This is a genomic window from Cryobacterium sp. AP23 (assembly GCF_054075385.1).
The window spans coordinates 298,551-317,651 of sequence record NZ_CM133415.1 but is presented as its reverse complement, the minus strand read 5'-3'; the positions used below and the strand labels follow the sequence as shown (position 1 = coordinate 317,651).

Here is a 19,101-nt window from a genome sequence, read left to right as displayed (position 1 = left end):
CATGATCTCCCGAGTCACCAGCACCACCCAGATGCGCGCCGCTCAGGCGAACCTGCAGGCCAGCGCCCAGCGCCTCGCCCAGTTGCAGGAGCAGTCTTCCTCGCTGAAGACCATCAGTCGGGCCTCCGACGACCCGGCCCGCGCCGCCAACGCCCTCGCCGTGCGGGCCGAGCAGCGCGCCACCGCTCAGTACACCCGCAACGCCGACAACGGCAACGGCTGGCTGACCACGCTGGACACGGCGCTCGGCGAGAGCACCACCATCCTGAACCGCGTGCGCGACCTCACCGTGCAGGGCTCGAATGCGGGCACCATGACCGCTGCGGCCAGGGAAGCCATTGCCGTGCAGATCGACGGCCTCAAGCAGGACCTGCTCACGCAGGCCAACGCCAGTTACCTGGGCCGCACCGTGTTCGCCGGCAATTCCGACACCGGTGTGGTCTTCGCCGCCGATGGAACATACTCCGGCGGCACCCAGTCGCCCGTGCTGCGTCGTGTCGGTTCCGACGCGACAGTGCGCGTGGATGCCGATGGATCCGCCGTGTTCGGTACAGGCAAAGAGTCGGTTTTCACGCTGCTCACGAACATCTCCGTTGCCCTCCGCGATTCTCCGGCATCGGTGTCGAACTATCTCGGCGCGGTCGACACCGCCCTGACGACAGTGATCGGCGCCAATGCTGACGTCGGCGCCAGGCAGGCGCGCATCGAGAGCGCCAGCGCAGCGTTGGTCACCCAGAAGGGCGCTCTCGAGGCCCAGCGGGTTCAGCTCGAAGATGCCGACCTCGCCACGGTGGTCCTCGACCTGAAGCTGCAGGAGGTTGCCTACCAATCTGCCCTGGCCGTGACTGCCCGCGTTATCCAACCGACCCTGATGGACTTCCTCTCATGAGCGCTACCCTGAGTTTCCTCTCCCCGCCTCCCGGGCTGGCGCCGCTCACCGAGTTCCACCTGAATGAGATCGCCGGGGCCGCCGGGCTCTTCTCACTCACGAGCGCCGAGGACGAGCGCACCAGGCTTTTCGTGCTGGATGCCTCGGTTTACCTGCCCGACTACGCGCCGGTGATCTCTGACGAGCACGCTGTGGACCTCGCCCTGGACGGTCCGGAACAGGCCATGGTCCTTGTGGTCTCCAATCCGGGCGAAACCGGGACCACGGTCAACCTGATGGCGCCCATCGTCGTGAACGTAGCCACAGGTCGGTGCTCCCAGATCATCCTCGACGGCCAGGATTACTCGCTGCGCACCGAGCTCGCCCCGCAGCCGGAGCCGGTCCTCGACCCCACCTAGTCAGCACTTTCGAGTGGCGGCAGGCGCCGTCGCAGGTAGCCCCGTCGCGCTGCAACGGACGGGCCTGACCCCAATCCGGGCGTAGGCTCAGAGCGCTTCACTATCTGGGGGACGAGTGCCATCATCTATCGGGGCGCCGGACCCCGGCGCCGCACGACCGGCCGTGTCGCGACCCGGCGTATCCCGCCCGGGTGTGTCCCGGCCCGGAGCCACCCGAATCGTCACCACGCGCACGACGGCCCCGGCGCCTGTGCCGGTCGCTCCCGCACAGAAGCCCCGCCGTCCACCGGCGTCTCCCGCTCCGCCAAGTGGTGGCTCCCCAGTCCCGCAGAGTGAAGGGCGGCGCCGAGACATCCAGGGCCTCCGCGCCCTCGCGGTGATCGCCGTCATCTGCGACCACGTCATCCAGTGGCCGTCCGGCGGGTTCGCCGGGGTCGACATCTTCTTCGTCATCTCCGGCTTCCTCATCACCGGCGTGCTGTTGCGGGAACACGACGCCACCGGGCGCATCTCCCTCCGCACCTTCTATGCCAACCGGATCCGCCGCATCCTGCCCGCCGCCGCGGCGGTGCTCGCCGTGACCGTCGGCATCGGTTACCTCCTCTTCAACCAGAGCCGGACCCTCGCCACCGCACTGGATGCGCTCGCGTCGCTCTTCTTCGTGGCGAACTGGCGGTTCACCGCCGTCGGCGCCGACTATTTCCAGGCCGCCGCGGCACCCTCGGTGCTGCAGCACTACTGGTCACTCTCGGTAGAGGAGCAGTTCTACCTCGTCTGGCCGTGGCTGATGATCCTGGTGCTGGCCGTCGTCACGCGACGATCCCGCACCCCCGGCCGCGGCCGCCGAGCGATCGCCGTGCTCGCGATCCTGCTGGTGGTCGTCTCGTTCGGCAACGCCCTGCGGGAGAGCGCGGTGGACCCCACGGGCGCGTACTTCTCGACCGTCTCCCGTGCCTGGGAGCTCGGCGTCGGCGCGGTCCTGGCCGTGGGCCTGCCCCGCTTCGCCCGGATGCCCACCGCCGCGCGCGCCGTTCTCGGCTGGGTCGGGCTGGCCGGCATCGTGGTGTCGTTCTTCGTCATCAACGGCACGCTGCCGTTCCCCGGACCGTGGGCGGCCCTGCCCGTCGCCGCGACCGCCCTCGTGATCGCGGCCGGTGCCGGTGGCCCGCAGCGCCACCTGTTCCCGCTCACCAACCCCGTCAGCGTGTACCTCGGTGACATCTCCTACTCGCTCTACCTCTGGCACTTCCCGGTGTTCGTCTACCTCTCCCTGGTGCTGCCCGATCACAGCGTGCGGACCATCCTGCTCATCCTCGGCAGCACCCTGGCCGTCTCCGTGGTGTCGTTCTACCTCATCGAGCAGCCGCTGCACCGCTCCCCCTGGCTGCGTACGCCGGCCCGCGACAGGGGTGAGCGCCGGGCGGCCTGGCGTACCTGGCGATCCAGGTTCAGCACCCAGTTCATCCTGTCCACCCTCGGCGCCTTCGTCATCGTGGCCGTCGTCGGCGTGTCCTTCGAGCTGAACGACCGACCGCTGACTCCGGCCGCCGCACCGGTGGCAACACCGGTGGCATCGGCGGACGCCAACCCGTCGGTGCAACTGCAGGCAGACCTGGCCGCCGCTGCCGTGGCGACCGCCTGGCCCGACAACCTGTCACCGTCGCTGGACGCCGCCATGGCACAGACCTCGAACAACAACCCCGCACGCGCCTGCTTCAACCCCGGCGATACCCCCGACTTCGGTCGTTGCACCTGGGGCGACGATGCCGCGCCGAACCAGATGTACCTGGTCGGCGACTCGGAGGCGCTCTCCTACGCGCCCGCCTTCAAGGCCATCGCCGAGGCCAGCGATGGACAGTGGAAGATCACCACCATCGGCCTCTACGGCTGCCGGTTCACGGCCGTCGATGTGGCCAACGACGGCGACGGCGTGATGGATGCCTGCCCGCAGCGCAAATTGGACATCGCTTCGGCGATCGCCGCGGACGCTCCCCGACTGGTGGTCGTGGCGAACGCGTTCGCGCTGGGCCAGGACACCAACCGCACTCCTCTGTCGGTGGCCGATCTCGTTGCCTCGACCGCGGCCGAGACGGCCACCTTCAACGCCGCCGGCAAGATCGTCTACCTGGCGCCACCGCCGCTCGGCGCCGACCTCGGCCAGTGCTATTCCACGGTGTCGAGCCCGCAGGACTGCAACTCGGCCGTGGGCCAGGCCTGGCAGGAATTTGCCTCGGCCACAGCGACCGCCAGCGCGGCAACCGGGGACTTCTACCTCGATTCCCTCGGCTTCAGTTGCGTCGACGGGGTCTGCCCGGCGTTCTCCGGCACCATTCCCACCAAGTACGACACCGTGCACATGACTCCGGCGTATGCGGAGCACGTGGCCTCGGCCATCCGGTTCGAACTCGGCGCCCTCGGGCTGATGTAGCCTCGCCGCCGGCCGCGCGGCAGGGCGGGCAGGCCCGCCGCTAGAGTCGGTGGTGGCTCCAGCGTTGGTGCCACGACCTCCTTTCGCGAAAGGCAACACGTGCCCCGCTTAGACCTGCCCCTGCCCGAGCTGCAGCAGTACCGTCCCGTCGTGGCCGAGCCGGCCGATTTCGACGCATTCTGGCGGCGCACCCTCGCCGAAGCGCGGGTCCACAGTTCCGAGCCCACCCTCACCCGGGTGGACTCGCCCCTGAGCGAGGTGGAGGTCTACGACGTCACCTTCAACGGTTTCGGCGGCGACCCGGTCAAGGCCTGGTTCCTGCTCCCGGTTGATCGTTCGGGGGCACTGCCCGGGCGCCTGGCCACCGTGGTCGAGTACAACGGCTACGGCGGCGGCCGCGGCTTCCCGCACGAGCACCTGGGCTGGGTGGCCAGCGGCTACGCCTACCTGTTCATGGACACCCGCGGCCAGGGCAGCGGATGGGGTTCCGGCGGGGACACCCCCGACCCGCACGGCAGCGGACCGGCCGGCTCCGGCTTCATGACCCGCGGCATCCACTCGCCAGAGGCGTACTACTACCGGCGCGTGTACACCGACGCGGTGCGGGCCATCGATGCCGTGCGCACCCTCGACCGGGTCGACCCAGACCGGGTGACGGTCTGCGGTGGCAGCCAGGGCGGCGGCATCGCGATCGCGGCCGCGGGGCTCTCCACCGGCCTGGTCGCCGCGATGCCGGAGGTGCCCTTCCTCTGCCACTTCGAACGCGCCGTCGGTATGACCGGCAGCGACCCGTACCAGGAGGTGGTGAGCTACCTGGCCGTGCACCGCGACGAGGTCGAGCAGACCTTCGCCACCCTGTCGTACTTCGACGGCGTCAACTTCGCCAAGCGGGCCACCGCACCCGCACTGTTCTCGGTGGGACTGCTCGACCCGATCTGCCCGCCCTCGACGGTGTTCGCGGCGCACAACCACTGGGCCTCGGATGCCGAGATCGAGGTGTACCCGTTCAACGAGCACGAGGGCGGCCAGGGCCACCACTTCGTGCGCCAGGCCGTCTGGCTGGCCCACCAGCTCGCGCCCCAGCCCACCCCCTAGCCCGGTTCCAGCGGTCCAACTGTTCCCAAAGCGGACAATTGCACCCGGTGTGCCGGGACCATTTGTCCGCACGGGGAACAGTTGCGGCGGGACTAGGGCGGGGGCGGCGGGATCTCGCCGGAGCCGCGCTGGATGAGCCGGGTGGGGATCTCCACCTGCCGGGTGAACGAGTCCGGGTCGGCGAGGTGGCCCAGCGCCAGGCGGGCGGCGGTGCGGCCCAGCTCGATCGGGTCGTACGCCACCACGGAGATGCCCAGGGCGTCGGCCAGCTCGAAGTCGTCGAAGCCGATGAACGCCACGGCCGGGTCGAGGTTGCGCAGCGCCCGCACGGCGCCGGCGCTGCCCCGGTTGTTGCCGGCCACGATCGCGGTGGGCGGGTCGGGCAGGGCGAGCAGGCTCTGCACCGCCGCCTCGGCCGAGACGGATGGGTCGTCGTCGAGCCGCTCCCACTGCCCGGTCTGGGTGACCCCCACCTCGCGGAGCGCCTCCCGGTACCCGGCCAGGCGCTCCCGCTGGGTGTAGATGCCGGAGGGATTGCTGAGGAAGCCGATCTTGCGGTGACCGATGGCGGTGAGCGAGCGCACGGCCCCGGCCATGCCCAGCCGGTTCTGCAGCACCACCGAGTCGGCGATGAGGTTGCGGGCCGGCCGGTCCACGCTCACCACCGGCGTGCCCAGCTGGCGTTCGCCGTCGAGGTAGGACTGGTCCTCGGCAATGGGAATCAACAGCAACGCCCGCACCCGCTGCGAGATAAGGGCATCGACCACCCGTTCCTCGCTGTCCGGCGAATCGTCGGTGGAAGCGAGCACCATCGTCAGCCCGTGCAGCGCCAGCTCACGTTCGATGCCCGCGGCGACGGTGAAGTAGAACGGGTTGGTCAGGTCACCAATCACGAACGCCACCGTGTTCGTCACCCCGCCCCGGCGGAGGTTCCTGGCCAGGTTGTTCGGGCGGAAGCGCAGCCGCTTCGCCGAGCCGAGCACCCGCTCCCGGGTGTCCGCGGACACGTTACCGGCATCGGCGAAAACCCGGGACACGGTCTTGGAGCTCACCCCGGCGAGCCTGGCGACATCGGCCAGGGTGGCTCGTGACTGTGTGGACATGCTTTCCCCGCTGCTTCCCGGCCCGAAATACCGGGCCAATGTCAACGTAGGACATTTTCGGGACATTCACAAGAAGTCGGCAATCCTCCGCGCATCGAATACACCGGTCAACCGCGATAATCCTGCAGACAGTGTGTGGCGGACACGACGAGACAACGTTGACATTATGTGTTTGCGGAGTCGGGAAAGCCGGGCCTAGCATGGGGACATACATCGGGATGCGCCGCCGCGGCGGCAGCCATCCGCCCCGTCAACAGCAACACACCATCAGCAGCACCGGGCCCCCTCGATCGAGACGCAGTCGTCTCGGTCGCCACGGGTCGCCGGTGCCGACCATGTCTGGACTGCGCATGTCTGAAACTCGCTCGATCGCCACCCTCCCCGCTGCTGCCCCGACCCGGGCCACCCGCGTCCTCACGGACTGGAGCGTCACCGCACTGGACGGCCCGGTGCCGCAGAACGTGCAGCGCATCACCGTGCCGGCCACGGTGCCGGGATCCGTGCACACCGACCTGCTCGCCGCCGACCTGATCCCCGACCCGTACCTCGACGGCAACGAGAAGCTGCTGTCCTGGATCGGGCTGACCGACTGGCGCTACAGCACGACCTTCGTCTGGAACCCGGCCGGTGCCGACCGGGTGGAACTGAACTTCGGCGGCCTCGACACCGTCGCCGAGATCGACCTCAACGGCGTGCGCATCGGGGCCACCCGCAATATGCACCGCAGCTACTCCTTCGACGTCACCTCCCGGCTCAAGGCCGGGCTCAACGAACTCGTGGTGGTGTTCCGCTCCCCCATCCGTGAGGCCGACGCCGCCAGCCTGAGCCTCGGCTACCGCCCGCACGTCAACCACCACCCCTACAACGCCATCCGCAAGATGGCCTGCAGCTTCGGCTGGGACTGGGGCATCGACACCTCCACGTCCGGCCTGTGGAAGCCGGTCACCCTGGTGAGCTGGTCGACCGCGCGCCTGGGCCCGGTGCGCCCGATCGCCACCGTCTCCACGACCGCCACCGGCACCGACGGCCTGGTCGAGGTGCACGTCGACGTGGCCAGGGCAACCGATGCGCCGGTGCGGCTCACCGCATCCGTCGCCGGCATCAGCGACACCGTCGACCTCGCCGCCGGGGCCACGAGCGCGACCGTGACCCTTGCCGTGCCCGACGTGGACCTGTGGTGGCCGGTCGGTTACGGCGAACACCCGCTCTACGACCTGGAGGTCACCCTGCACGACGGCGAGGCCGATGACGAGGCGACCGTGCTCGACAGCGCCACCCGCCGCATCGGCTTCCGCACGGTGGAGCTGGACACCACCCCGGACGACGCCGGCACCCCGTTCACCATCGTCGTCAACGGCACCCCGGTCTTCGTCCGCGGCGCCAACTGGATCCCGGACGATGCCTTCCTGCACCGCGTCACCAAGGACCGTTACCAGGCCCGGCTCGAGCAGGCCGAGTTCGCCAACATCAACCTGATACGGGTCTGGGGCGGCGGCATCTTCGAAACCGAGGACTTCTACGACCTCTGCGACGAGCGCGGCCTGCTCACCTGGCAAGACTTCCTGCTGGCCTGCGCCGCCTACGCCGAGGAAGACCCGCTGGCCGGCGAGATGGTGGCAGAGGCCAGGGAGAACGTCGCCCGGCTCGCCGCGCATCCGTCACTGGTGGTGCTCAACGGCAACAACGAGAACCTCTGGGGCTACGAGGAGTGGAACTGGAAGCTCCGCCTGGACGGCAAGACCTGGGGCGCCGGCTACTACTACGAAACCTTCCCGGCCATCGTCGCCGAGCTCGCCCCGCACATCGGCTACACCCCCGGCAGCCCCTTCTCCCCGGTCGCCGGCGCGCTGCGGAGCGACCTGCACCCGAACGACCCCGAGCACGGCACCATGCACATCTGGGACCTCTGGAACCAGCGCGACTACCCGGCCTACCGCGAGTACTCCCCGCGGTTCGTCGCCGAGTTCGGCTGGCAGGGCCCGCCGACCTGGTCGACGCTCACCGAGTCGATCCACGACGCGCCCCTGACCCCGGAATCGCCCGGCATGCTCGTGCACCAGAAGGCGGCGGAGGGCAACGGCAAGCTCACGGACGGCCTCATCCCGCACCTGCCGCTGCCGAACGAGATCACCGCCTGGCACTGGGCGATGTCGCTCAACCAGGCCAACGCGATCAGCACCGCGGTCGAACACTTCCGCTCCCTCGCACCATCCTGCATGGGCAGCATCGTCTGGCAGCTGAACGACTGTTGGCCGGTCACCTCGTGGGCCGCGGTGGACGGGTACGGCCGGCCGAAGCCGCTGCTCTACGCACTCAAGCACGCGTACGCCGACCGGCTCGTCACCATCCAGCCCCGCCAGGACGGCCTGGCCGTCATCGCCGTCAACGACTCCGCCGAGCCCTGGGCCGGTGAGCTCACCGTGCGCCGGTACGACTTCAGCGGAGAGGTCCTGGCCGTGCACGTGGAGCAGGTCAGCCTGCCCGCCCGCGGCGCCGTCACGGTGTCGCTGCCGGCCGCCGTGTCCGACACGGCGGATGCGGCGGGCGAGCTCCTGCGCGCCGACCTGGCCGGGGTGCGCGCACACTGGTTCTTCACCGAGCCCCGCGACTCCGCCCTGCTCGTGGGCACCCCGCAGGTGCACGCCGAGCGCACCGCGTCCGGCTACACCGTGCGTGTCACCGTGGACACCCTCACCCGGGACCTCGCCCTGCTGGTGGACAAGGTGGACCCGGACGCGCTGGTGGACGACATGCTCCTCACCCTGCTGCCCGGCGAGAGTACAGTTTTCACCGTCACCTCCGCACGTGACCTTGACCCGGCCGCCTTCCAGGCGGCGGGGGTGTTGCAGAGCACCAACCACCTCGTGCGGCCGTGACACTGCGCGCCGCAGCACTGAACACCGCAGCACTGAACACCGCACCGCTGAACACCGCAGCTCTGAACGCTGCACCGCTGAACACTGCACCACGGAACGCCGTGACACCGCCCCACGATTGGACCCACCATGAGCGCTGAACCCCGCTCGCTCACGATCGACGCCGGCCAGACCGGCATACGGGCCCTGCTGCACACCGGAAGCGGCCCGGCGGTACCGTTCGAGTTCGGCGGCATCCGCACCGACAGCGCCCTGGTGCCGCAGCTCGGCGAGGTGGTGGCCCGGATCGCCTCGTCGACGCAGCACCCCATTTTCACCGTCAGCGCCGGCATCTCGGGGTTCTCCAAGGACGAGACCGACCCCGCTGAGTTGCGGGCGCTGGGAGCGGCGCACGGGGTTAACGAGGTGTTCTTGGCGCACGACTCGGTCACCAGCTACCTGGGCGCCCTCGGCGACGAGCTCGGGGTCGTCGTGGCCGCCGGCACCGGCGTGGTCACACTCGCGGTCGGCGCCACCCAGGTAGCCCGCATCGACGGCTGGGGCAACCTGATCGGCGACGCAGGCAGCGCCTACTGGATCGGCCGTGCGGCCCTGGACGCCGTCATGCGCGCCTACGACGGCCGCGGCCCGGCGACCGCGCTCACCGGGTTCATGCTGCAGGAATTCCCCGACCTCGAGATGGCCTACCTCGACCTGCAGGCCGACCCGCTGCGGGTGAGCCGCATCGCCGCCTACTCCCGCCGGGTCACCGAGCTCGCCGGCACGGATGCGGTGGCCGCCGTGATCTGCGACGGCGCTGCCGCCGAACTGGTGCTGTCGGCCGCGACCGGGCTGCGCCGGGTGGGCGAGGCCGATCGGGTCTCCCCCGTCGTCTGCGGCATCGGCGGGGTGCTGCGCGCCCCGGAGATCGCCGCCCGGTTCGAACGGGGCCTCCGCGAGATCTGGCCGGAGGTGGACATCCGCCCCGCCGTGGCCAACGCCCTCGACGGCGCGGAGCACCTGCCCCGCCTGCCCGTCACGAGCGCCCTCCGCGACCGCATCGCCGTCTCCCTGGCCTGACCCCGCCCTCTCCCTCCGCCCGGTGGGCTGCACAACTCCTGCTATTTTCTGACATCACCATCACCAGCCCCGCTATTACGGGGCCGCGGTCGTGGGGCACCGAAAATTGCAGGAGTTATGCAACTGGAGCGGGTTGGGGCGGATGCTGGGGGTCAGCGCAGCTGCAGCAGGGCGGCCTCGAAGGCGACCCAGGGCAGCATCGCGCACTTGACCCGGGCCGGGTACTTGGAGACACCGGCGAAGGCGGCCGCGTCGCCGAGTACCTCTTCGTCGGGTTCGATGGTGCCGCGGGAGCGCAGCATCTCCCGGAACAGGTCGAGCATGGCCATGGACTCGGCGACGCTGGTGCCGCGCACGGTGTCGTTGAGCACCGACGCGGACGCCATCGAGATGGAGCATCCCGCGCCGCGCCACGCGAAGTCGGCGACCTGGGCGTCCGCCCCGGCCCCGGCCAGGCCCACCCGCACGGTGACCTCGTCACCGCAGGTGGTGTTCACCTGGTGCGACTGGGCCAGGCGCACACCGTCGGCCGCGTCGACCGACGCCGCCGCGGCCTCGAGGGCGGGCAGTTCGGGGACGGCGCCGTGCGCGGACTTGGCGTGGTCGAGGATGATCTGCTGGTAGAGCTGCTGCATGGCGGAGGAGGTCATCGGGCGACTCCGAAGAACGGGGCGACCTCGGCGAGCACGGCCAGGAACTGGTCGACCTCGTCGTCGGTCGTGTAGAGGTAGGTGCTCGCCCGGGTGGACGCGGTGACGCCGAGCTTCCGGTGCAGCGGCTGGGCGCAGTGGTGCCCGACCCGCACGGCGATGCCGGCCTCGTCGAGGAACTGGCCCACGTCGTGCGCGTGCACGCCGGCGACATCCACCGCGGCCAGGCCGATCCGTTCGACACCGAGGCCGGGGCCGAGCAGGCGCACGCCGGGGATGGCGGTGACGCCCTCGACCAGACGCCGGCCCAGCTCAGCCTCACGGGCGCGGATGCGGCCCATGCCGGTGTGACTGAGGTAGTCGACCGCGCTGGCCAGCGCGATGGCCTGGGAGATGCGCTGGGTGCCGGCCTCGAAGCGCTGCGGCGGGGCGAGGAATTCGGCGGTCTGCATGTCGACGGTGGTGATCATCGAGCCGCCGGTGAGGAACGGGGGCATGGCGGCCAGCAGTTCGGCCTTGCCGTAGAGCACTCCGATGCCGGTGGGGCCGAGCATCTTGTGCCCGGAGAACACGGCGAAGTCCACGTCCAGCGCGGTGAGGTCGAGCGCGAGGTGCGGCGCGGACTGGCAGGCATCCAGGAACACCAGCGCGTCGACGGCGTGCGCCAGCTGGACGAGCTCGTCGATGGGGTTGATCGTGCCGACCACGTTGGAGGCGTGGGTGACGGCCAGCAGCCGGGTGCGCGGGTTGAGGATCTCGGCGGCCGCGGTGAGGTCGAGGGTGCCGTCGGGCAGCACCGGGATGAAGCGCAGGGTGGCGCCGGTGCGGAGGGCCAGCTGCTGCCACGGGATGAGGTTGGAGTGATGCTCCATCTCGGTCACGACGATCTCGTCGCCGGCGCCGAGCGTGAACCGGGCGGCGGCCGGGCCGCCGAGGCCGAGGGACGCGTTCGAGAACGAGTAGGACACGAGGTTCACGCCCTCGGTGGCGTTGGAGGTCCAAACGATCTCGTTTTCCCGGGCGCCGACGAACGCGGCGACGGTGGCGCGGGCAGCCTCGAACACCTCGGTGGCGGCGAACGCGAGGGTGTGCGCGCCGCGGTGCACGGCGGCGTTCCGCTGCTCGTAGTACTCCTGCTCGGCTTCCATCACGCTGATCGGGTTCTGCGAGGTGGCTCCGGAGTCCAGGTAGGCGAGCGGATGCCCGTTGACCTGTTGGTGCAGCACCGGGAAGTCGTTGCGGATGCGCAGCACCTCGTCACGACTCAGGGTCTGATCGCGTGCGGGGGCCGGGGGTGGTGCAACGAACGTCATACTTCAGGGTACCGCCACCCGCTGCCGGTCGGCAGAGGATGACGGCAGGCGGCCGGCCGGGTGGTTCGGTTCAGGCCTAGGCTGGAAGCCAGCAGAAAGGCCCGCCATGCCGCACGTTCCCCTCGTTTCGCCGGGGCCGCCGCTCACCCCCGAGCAGCGCCAGCGCTATGCCCGCCAGATCTCGCTGCCGCAGATCGGCGACCTCGGCCAGCGCCGCCTCGCGGCCGCCCGGGTGCTGATGGTGGGCGCCGGCGGCCTGGGCTCCCCGGTGCTCACCGCGCTGGCCGCCGCCGGCGTCGGCACGATCGGCATCGTCGATTCCGACAGCGTCGAGGTGTCCAACCTGCACCGGCAGACGATCTACACCATGGCCGATCTCGCCGAGCCCAAGGCCGTCGCCGCCGCCGCCGCGCTCCGGGCGCGCAACCCGCTCATCGAGGTCGTGGCCCACCAGGTGCGCCTGACGGCGGCGACGGTGGATGCCCTGGTCGGCGGCTACGACATCATCGTCGACGGCACCGACAACTTCGCCGCCCGCCACCTCGCCCACGACGCCGCGGCGGCGCTGCACAAGCCCTATGTCTGGGGCTCGGTGCTGCGCTTCGACGGCCTGGTCACGACGTTCTGGGTCGACGGGCCGAGCGGTGGCACCCGCCTGGCCGACCTCTTCCCCACCACCCCCGGCCCCGACGACGCCGAGACCTGCGCGGTCGCCGGGGTGCTCGGCTCGGTGTGCGCCAGCGTGGGCGCCATGATGGCCTCCGAGACCCTCAAGCTCATCGTCGGATTCGGCGAACCGTTGTTCGGTCGGCTCCTCGTGCACGATGGACTGGACGCCAGCTGGCGGGAGGTGCCGTACGGCGCCGCCCCGGCGGCCTCGCCCGGCGCGGGCCCCGCCCCGCATGACACCAGTCACAGCGAGGTGCGCCTGGCCCCGGCCCCGCCGGCAGTGGAGCCCCCGACGGTTGGCGAGGTCAGCTCGGCCGAGCTCGCCGCGCTGCTGGCCGACCGGCAGGCGGGCACGGCTGATTTCGTGCTTGTCGACATCCGCGAGCCGTGGGAACGCGACATCGTCGCCATCGACGGCTCCGCCCTCGTGCCGATGGCGCAGCTGCTCACCGACCAGGCCCGCACGGTGATGGAGCCGGCCGACCGGGTCATCCTGTACTGCCACCACGGCACCCGCTCCGAATACGCCCGCGACGTGCTCCGCGACAACGGCTGGTCGAACGTGACCCACCTGGCCGGGGGCATCGACGACTGGGTGCGCCGGATCGAACCGGCCAAGTCGCGGTACTGACCGCGCCGGCGGATGCCCGGGGTGGTTGCCGTGCCCCGGCCCGGTTATGTTGTGCCCAACGGGCGCCATGGCGGCCTCGCGGTATCGAGGGAGGCGGTCATCGTGGTCGATGGCACACGCGGCAGGCAGGACACGATCGGGCGCAGGGGACACGCACACCCGAACCACCACACGGAGGGCGCCGACCCCGTCGACCGGGGTTTCCTGGGCAGCATCGACCCGATGGTGATCCACGCCGACGACGGCCGGGTGGTCTGGGAGATGGACTCCCTCGCCTTCCTGTCGGCGGACGGCTCGGAGAACGTGGATGCCGGCCTCTGGCGGCAGAGCACCCTGACGGCCCGGCACGGCCTGTACGAGGTGGCGGACGGCATCTACCAGGTGCGCGGTTTCGACCTGTCCAACATGACCCTCGTCGAGGGTGACCACGGGGTCATCGTGATCGACCCGCTCATCTCGGCCGAGACGGCCGCAGCGGCACTGGCGCTCTACCGCCGCCATCGCGGCGACCGGCCGGTGACCGGCCTGGTCTACACCCACGCCCACGTCGACCACTTCGGCGGGGTGCTCGGTGTCGTCGAGCCGGACACCACCGTTCCCGTCGTCGCCCCCGAGCACTTCCTCGACAATGCCGTCGCGGAGAACGTCTATGCCGGCACTGCCATGTTCCGCCGCGGCTACTACTACGACGGCCATCCGCTCGCCCGCAGTGCCACCGGCCGGGTCGGCATCGGGCTTGGCCCCGGCGCCTCCACCGGCACCGTCGGCCTTGTCGCGCCCACCCTCACCGTCACGGCCACCGGCCAGGAAGAGGTGCTCGACGGCGTCCGCATCATCTTCCAGCTCACCCCCGGCACCGAGTGCCCGTCAGAGATGAACCTGTACTTCCCGCACCAGCGGGCGCTCTGCATGGCCGAGAACGCCACCCACACCATGCACAACCTGCTCACCCTGCGCGGCGCACAGGTGCGCGATCCGCGGATGTGGTCCCGCTATCTGTGCGAGGCGATCGAGATGTTCGGGCACCGCTCGGATGTGGAATTCGCCTCCCACCACTGGCCCACCTGGGGAACCGGGGCGATCGTCGACTTCCTCACCGAACAGCGCGACCTGTACGCCTACCTGCACGACCAGACGGTGCGGCTGATGAACCAGGGCCTGATCGGCAGCGAGATCGCCGAGAACTTCGAGGTGCCGCCGAAGCTGGCCGGCCGGTGGCACGCCCGCGGCTACTACGGCTCGGTGAGCCACAACGTCAAGGCCATCTACCAGCGCTACCTGGGCTGGTACGACGGCAACCCGGCGCATCTCTGGCAGCATCCGCCGGCGGCGGCGGCCACCCGTTACGTCGAGGTGATGGGCGGTGTGGCGGCCACGCTCGAGCACGCCCGGCGCTATCTCGACGCCGGGGACCTGCGGTTCGCCGTCGAACTGGCCAGCCATGCGGTCTTCGCCGACCCCGGCGACCCGGCGGCCAGGGAGGTGCTCGCGACGGGGTTGGAACGGCTGGGACTCGGCGCCGAGAACGCCACCTGGCGGAACGCCTACCTCACCGGGGCCAGCGAGCTGCGCTACGGGGTCGGGCGCACCGACGTCTCCGCCGAGGGCCTGCTCTCGGTCCTGACCGTGACGCAGCTCTTCGACACCCTCGCGATCAGGGTCGTCGGGCCGCGGGCCTGGAACGAGGACTTCGCGATCAACTGGGTGTTCACGGACACCCGGGAGCTGTACCGGCTGGAGCTCAGCCATGGGGCCCTGGTGCATTTCCCGGTGGCCAAACCGCGCGCGGCTGACCTCAGCGTGCGGATCAGCCGGGCACGGCTGGCCCAGGGCGTGGCCACCGGGTCGTTCAGCGGCGTGGACATGACCGGTGACGCCAGCGTGCTGCAGCGGCTGTTCGCCCTGCTGGATGCCCCGGATCCGGATTTCGCCGTCGTCACCCCGTAGCGGCGGGCAGGGCGGATGGGTGTCAGCCGCCGGCGAACGGGGGCAGCACGTCGAGCAGGTCGCCGTTTTCGAGCACCAGGGCCCGGTTCGTGGTGGCTGCACCGTTCACGATGAAGGAACAGCGGGCGAAGACCGCGGGCGAAGTGCTGCCGAGGTCGTCGAGGAAACCGCCGATGGTGGCGCCGTCGGGCAGGTCGCGGGTCTCCGCGGCGATACCGGTGGCCGCCCTGGCGGCCGCGAAGTAGCGCACCTGAACCTGCATGGGACGGCCTCTCATCAATGCGGGCACGAACCGCCCGGCCCCTTCATTTTAGGACGGAGCCCGTTTACGACGGAGCCATTTCTGGTCGGAGCCGGTTGAGGACCGAGCCGGGATCGCGCGTCACCACTCCGGAGCGGGGCGGAGGGCGTAGTGCAACTCGACCAGGCCCTCGTCGAAGGTGCGCGCACCGAGCAGGTCGAGCACGGCGGGATCCGTCGCAGCGGGGAACGCGCCCCGCCCGGCACCGATGGCCACGGGCAACACCACCAGGCGCACCTCGTCGACCTCACCGGCGGCGAAGAACACCCGGCTCAGGCTCAGGCTGCCCCAGAGCACCACCTGGCCGGCGTTCTCGGCCTTGATCCGGCGGATGGCCTCGACGGCGTCGCCGGATTCCAGCGTCGCCGCGGCCAGGTCTCCCCAGGGTGCGTGGCTGAGGGTGCGGGAGAACACGTGCCGGCGCAGGGCGTTCAGCGGGGCGGTGATGACCTCGCCTTCCGCCGCGGGCGTCGGCCAGTACCCCACGAACAACCTGTAGGTGGCGGCGCCAAGGACCATGGCGTCGACTGCCTCGAGCCATGTCGCCTGGCTGCGGTCGAACTCCTCGGTGCCGCCGTCGAGCAGCTCGTAGGCGGTGAATTCGTTGTCGACGTTCGCCGCGAAACCGTCGGCGGTGACGAATTGCTGCACCACAAGATTGCCCATAACCCGACCCTTCCGGAACGTGTCGCCGCGGGTGTGTGCGAGGCACGATACGCCCGGAGGGAGGCCCCATCAAGGCTGGTCGTCAGCGCTCGAGGTTGAGCCCGAAGGTGAGGGCCCTGGTGAAGTCGGTTCGAGGCCGGGCGAACACCTCCCGTGTGTGCCCCTGCTCCACGATCCGGCCGTTCTCGAGCACCACCACCCGGTCGGCCAGCGCCAGCGCGTCGAGCGGATCGTGGGTGACCAGGATCACCGTGCGCTCGCGCAGCACGCCGTGCAGCAACATCCGCTGGGCCGGCACCGCCGCCACGTCGAGGGCAGTCATGGGCTCGTCGAGCAGCAGCAGCGACGGATGCGCCGCCAGGGCTCGCGCCACGGCCACCCGCTGGGCCTGCCCGCCGGAGAGCGCCGCCGGGCGACGGTCCGCCAGGTCGGCGACCTCGGCCTGCGCCAGCCAGTCGTCAGCGATGACCCGGGAGGCCGCCCTGGACGCCCCGGCGCTGCGGGGTCCGAAGGCCACGTTGTCGCGCACCGAGAGGTGCGGGAACAGCAGCGGTTCCTGGGCCAGGAGGGCGGTGCCGCGGGCGTGCGGCGGGAGCCAGGTCGTGTGGGCGGCTCCGACACGGTCGCGGCCGGCGGCACCGTCGGTGTCGGTGTCGGTGCCGGTACCGGCATCGGCGCTGATGTCGAACAGCACCCGGCCGTCGAGGCGGGCGCGGCCGCGGTCGGGGCGCAGCAGTCCAGCGATGATCTGCACCACGGTGGACTTGCCGGCGCCGTTGGACCCCAGCAGCGCCACGGTCTCCCCCGCGGCCACGTCGAAGGCCACGTCGAGGCCGCGCTGGGTCTGCACCGCGTGCAGGCTCAGGCCGGCCGGGCGCTGTTCCGGGCGGTGCTCCGCCGGCAGGCTCATCGCAGCGCTCCCGGCCGGTGGGTGCCCACCATCACGACGACGGCCACGACGACCAGCAGGAGGGCCAGTGCGACGGCGGCATCCGGGTCGGTCTCCCGCTGCAGGTAGATCTCCAGCGGCAGGGTGCGGGTGACGCCCTGCAGGCTGCCGGCGAAGGTGAGGGTCGCCCCGAATTCGCCCAGGGCCCTGGCGAAGGCCAGCACCGCGCCGGAGAGCAGCCCGGGCAGCACCAGCGGAACCGTGACCCGGCGGAAGACGGTGCCGGGGCCGGCGCCGAGGGTGGCGGCGACGGCCTCGAACCGGGCCCCGGAGGCGCGGAGGGTGGCTTCGACGCTGAGCACCAGGAACGGCAGCGCCACGAAGGTCTGGGCGAGCACGACCGCTGTGGTGCTGAACGCGATCTGCACGCCGAGAACACCGAAGGTCTCCCCGAGCAGTCCGCGCCGGCCGAAGGTGGCGAGCAGCGCCAGGCCGCCGACAACGGGCGGCAGCACCAGCGGCAACAGGACCAGGGCGCGCACGACGCGTTGGCCGGGAAACCGGGTGCGGGCCAGGACCAGGGCCATCGGCACCCCGAGCAGCACGCAGAGCGCGGTGCTGGCCAGGGCGGTGCGGAGGCTCAGGCCGAGTGCGGCCAGCGCGGACGGCGAGGTGATCAGCGCGGGCACCTGCGCCCAGTCCACCGTGAGCAGCATGCCCACGAGGGGCAGGACGATCAGCAGGGCGCCGATGGCGGCCACCAGCATGGTCCAGCGCGGCACGCCGAGCATGGTCGTCGCCGAGCCGGCGTCCGGGCGAGCGGACCGGCCGCGAACGATGGGCCGGTCAGGGGGCGCCAAAGCCGGCCTCCGCGAAAACGGCCTGGCCGGCGTCGCCGGTCACGAACCGGGTGAAGTCAGCGGCCAGGCGCGACCGGGCGCTGCCCGACACCGTCGCGATCGGGTACTCGTTCACCGCTTCCGTCGCCTCGTCGAACGGGATGCCCAGGATATCCGCGCCGGCGGCGGCGACGTCGGTGACGTAGACGAGGCCGGCATCCGCCTCACCGCTCGTGACCTTGCCGAGTACGTCGGTGACCGAGTTCTCCTCGCTCACAGGCGTGAGTTCGACGTCGGCCGCGGTGGCCACGGCGGCTGTCGCTTTGCCGCAGGGCACCTGGGGTGCGCAGACCACGAGATTGAGGCCGGCCTGGGCGAGGTCGGCGAACGAGCGGATGCCCGCCGGGTTGTCCGGCGGCACGGCGATCTCGAGGGTGTTGGTGGCGAACACGATGGGGCCGGCGTCGGCGAGCAGGCCGTCATCGGCGAGGGTGGCCATGGTCGCGCTGTCGGCCGTGGCGATGACGTCGGCGGGGGCGCCCTCGCTGATCTGGCTGACCAGGTCGGCGGAGCCGGCGAAGTTCAGGGCGACAGTGAGGCCGGGATGCTCGGCCTCGAACCGGTCGGCGATGTCGGTGAAGGTGCCGGTGAGGGACGCGGCGGCGAACACCGTGAGGGTCACGGCATCCGCGGGTGCGGGCGTTCCGGTCCCCTCGGTGTTGCCGTCCGAGCCGGCCGGCGCCGCGCAGCCGGCCAGGGCCAGGACGACGGCGGTGGCGAGGATCGCGATCCGGGCCGGGCCGTGGGAGCGTCGCTTCGGCGTGCGCGGCGAGGTGCGTCCGACCCGGCTCACGGCTGGCCCCTCGGCGTCTCGACGATCACGGTGGTGGCCTTGACGACGGCCACCGCCACCGACCCGGGCACCAGGCCGAGTTCGCGCACGGCTTCGGTGCTCATCAACGACACCACCCGGTGCGGTCCGCACTGGAGCTCGACCTGGGACATGACGGGGTCGCTCAGCACCGCGGTGACCAGGCCGACGAACCGGTTGCGCGCGGAACTGGAGCCGCCGGCCGGGTCGCTGGGCATCTGGGCGTTGGCCTGCGCCAGCTGCGCCAGCTCCAGGCCGTCGACCACCTTGCGGCCGGACTCGTCCACACCCGCGGTGAGCGTGCCCTGCTCGATCCAGCGGCGCACGGTGTCATCGCTCACCCCGAGGTAGCCGGCGGCATCTTTGATCCGTATTTGCGACATAAAACACATTGTATGTCCGTGGATGCGGAAGCGCACCGCAGGGTGACCCGGCGAGCATGCCGGCCGGGCGACGCTCCTCGGCCGGTGCGGCAAG

The 19,101-nt window shown here is 70.9% G+C and carries 16 protein-coding genes and 2 pseudogenes; 8 read left to right on the top strand and 10 right to left on the bottom strand.

The genetic code is table 11. The features are described from left to right. Nucleotide 1 precedes the first annotated feature (1 nt). The 4 genes from flgL (at nt 2) to ACU5E9_RS01465 (ending at nt 4,810) form a co-directional block, all read left to right on the top strand. The gene (flgL, locus tag ACU5E9_RS01480; protein ID WP_456811886.1) at nt 2-889 is read left to right on the top strand and encodes a flagellar hook-associated protein FlgL; all 888 of its coding nucleotides are present in this window, start codon (nt 2-4) and stop codon (nt 887-889) included. After that, a complete protein-coding gene (locus tag ACU5E9_RS01475; RefSeq protein WP_456811885.1) occupies nt 886-1,287 on the top strand; it encodes a flagellar assembly protein FliW in 402 nt (133 codons plus the stop codon). Before flgL ends, ACU5E9_RS01475 begins: the two co-directional genes overlap by 4 nt. Nucleotides 1,288-1,402: 115 nt before the next feature. Next, the gene (locus ACU5E9_RS01470; RefSeq protein ID WP_456811884.1) at nt 1,403-3,715 is read left to right on the top strand and encodes an acyltransferase family protein; all 2,313 of its coding nucleotides are present in this window, start codon (nt 1,403-1,405) and stop codon (nt 3,713-3,715) included. 99 nt (nt 3,716-3,814) lie between these two features. Next, the gene (locus ACU5E9_RS01465) at nt 3,815-4,810 is read left to right on the top strand and encodes an acetylxylan esterase (protein ID WP_456811883.1); all 996 of its coding nucleotides are present in this window, start codon (nt 3,815-3,817) and stop codon (nt 4,808-4,810) included. A 92-nt stretch (nt 4,811-4,902) separates the two neighbouring features. On the opposite strand, the gene ACU5E9_RS01460 is transcribed toward ACU5E9_RS01465, so the two are convergent. Next, nucleotides 4,903-5,913 carry a LacI family DNA-binding transcriptional regulator gene (locus ACU5E9_RS01460; RefSeq protein ID WP_456811882.1) on the bottom strand — a complete coding sequence of 337 codons (1,011 nt, stop codon included), beginning with the start codon at nt 5,911-5,913 and terminating at the stop codon, nt 4,903-4,905. Between the two features lie 350 nt (nt 5,914-6,263). Between ACU5E9_RS01460 and ACU5E9_RS01455 the strand changes: the two genes are divergently transcribed. Beyond that, nucleotides 6,264-8,789 carry a glycoside hydrolase family 2 protein gene (locus ACU5E9_RS01455; RefSeq protein WP_456811881.1) on the top strand — a complete coding sequence of 842 codons (2,526 nt, stop codon included), beginning with the start codon at nt 6,264-6,266 and terminating at the stop codon, nt 8,787-8,789. A gap of 28 nt (nt 8,790-8,817) precedes the next feature. Here the strand turns inward: ACU5E9_RS01455 and ACU5E9_RS01450 are convergent. Continuing rightward, a pseudogene (locus tag ACU5E9_RS01450) lies at nt 8,818-8,874 on the bottom strand (hypothetical protein); the annotation flags it as partial. A gap of 44 nt (nt 8,875-8,918) precedes the next feature. Between ACU5E9_RS01450 and ACU5E9_RS01445 the strand changes: the two are divergent. Beyond that, on the top strand, nt 8,919-9,848 hold the full coding sequence (locus tag ACU5E9_RS01445; RefSeq protein ID WP_456811880.1) for a BadF/BadG/BcrA/BcrD ATPase family protein: 930 nt from the start codon (nt 8,919-8,921) through the stop codon (nt 9,846-9,848). A gap of 152 nt (nt 9,849-10,000) precedes the next feature. On the opposite strand, the gene sufU is transcribed toward ACU5E9_RS01445, so the two are convergent. Beyond that, nucleotides 10,001-10,498, bottom strand: a complete 498-nt coding sequence (gene sufU, locus ACU5E9_RS01440) for a Fe-S cluster assembly sulfur transfer protein SufU (protein WP_456811879.1) — start codon at nt 10,496-10,498, stop codon at nt 10,001-10,003. Continuing rightward, nucleotides 10,495-11,811: an aminotransferase class V-fold PLP-dependent enzyme gene (locus ACU5E9_RS01435; RefSeq protein ID WP_456811878.1), complete on the bottom strand. Its 1,317-nt coding sequence runs from the start codon at nt 11,809-11,811 to the stop codon at nt 10,495-10,497. The genes sufU and ACU5E9_RS01435 overlap by 4 nt, the downstream gene beginning before the upstream one ends. A gap of 106 nt (nt 11,812-11,917) precedes the next feature. Between ACU5E9_RS01435 and ACU5E9_RS01430 the strand changes: the two genes are divergently transcribed. Both ACU5E9_RS01430 and ACU5E9_RS01425 read left to right on the top strand, forming a co-directional pair. Beyond that, a complete protein-coding gene (locus tag ACU5E9_RS01430; protein ID WP_456811877.1) occupies nt 11,918-13,111 on the top strand; it encodes a ThiF family adenylyltransferase in 1,194 nt (397 codons plus the stop codon). A 102-nt stretch (nt 13,112-13,213) separates the two neighbouring features. Then, nucleotides 13,214-15,058: an alkyl/aryl-sulfatase gene (locus ACU5E9_RS01425; protein ID WP_456811876.1), complete on the top strand. Its 1,845-nt coding sequence runs from the start codon at nt 13,214-13,216 to the stop codon at nt 15,056-15,058. 22 nt (nt 15,059-15,080) lie between these two features. Here the strand turns inward: ACU5E9_RS01425 and ACU5E9_RS01420 are convergent, their stop codons facing one another. The 6 genes and pseudogenes from ACU5E9_RS01420 to ACU5E9_RS01395 form a co-directional block, all read right to left on the bottom strand. After that, nucleotides 15,081-15,320 carry a MoaD/ThiS family protein gene (locus ACU5E9_RS01420; protein WP_456811875.1) on the bottom strand — a complete coding sequence of 80 codons (240 nt, stop codon included), beginning with the start codon at nt 15,318-15,320 and terminating at the stop codon, nt 15,081-15,083. 120 nt (nt 15,321-15,440) lie between these two features. Beyond that, complete coding sequence (locus ACU5E9_RS01415; RefSeq protein WP_456811874.1) at nt 15,441-16,025, bottom strand: dihydrofolate reductase family protein; 585 nt, start codon at nt 16,023-16,025, stop codon at nt 15,441-15,443. A 91-nt stretch (nt 16,026-16,116) separates the two neighbouring features. Next, nucleotides 16,117-16,935, bottom strand: a pseudogene (locus tag ACU5E9_RS01410) (sulfate/molybdate ABC transporter ATP-binding protein); the annotation flags it as partial. Then, nucleotides 16,932-17,705, bottom strand: coding sequence for an ABC transporter permease (locus tag ACU5E9_RS01405; protein ID WP_456813472.1), 774 nt, complete (start codon nt 17,703-17,705; stop codon nt 16,932-16,934). The pseudogene ACU5E9_RS01410 and the gene ACU5E9_RS01405, both read right to left, overlap by 4 nt. 55 nt (nt 17,706-17,760) lie before the next feature. Continuing rightward, on the bottom strand, nt 17,761-18,606 hold the full coding sequence (gene modA, locus ACU5E9_RS01400) for a molybdate ABC transporter substrate-binding protein (protein ID WP_456811873.1): 846 nt from the start codon (nt 18,604-18,606) through the stop codon (nt 17,761-17,763). Beyond that, nucleotides 18,603-19,007 (bottom strand): TOBE domain-containing protein, encoded by a 405-nt coding sequence (locus tag ACU5E9_RS01395; protein WP_456811872.1) that lies wholly within the window; start codon nt 19,005-19,007, stop codon nt 18,603-18,605. The genes modA and ACU5E9_RS01395 overlap by 4 nt, the downstream gene beginning before the upstream one ends. Between the last annotated feature and the right edge of the window lie 94 nt (nt 19,008-19,101).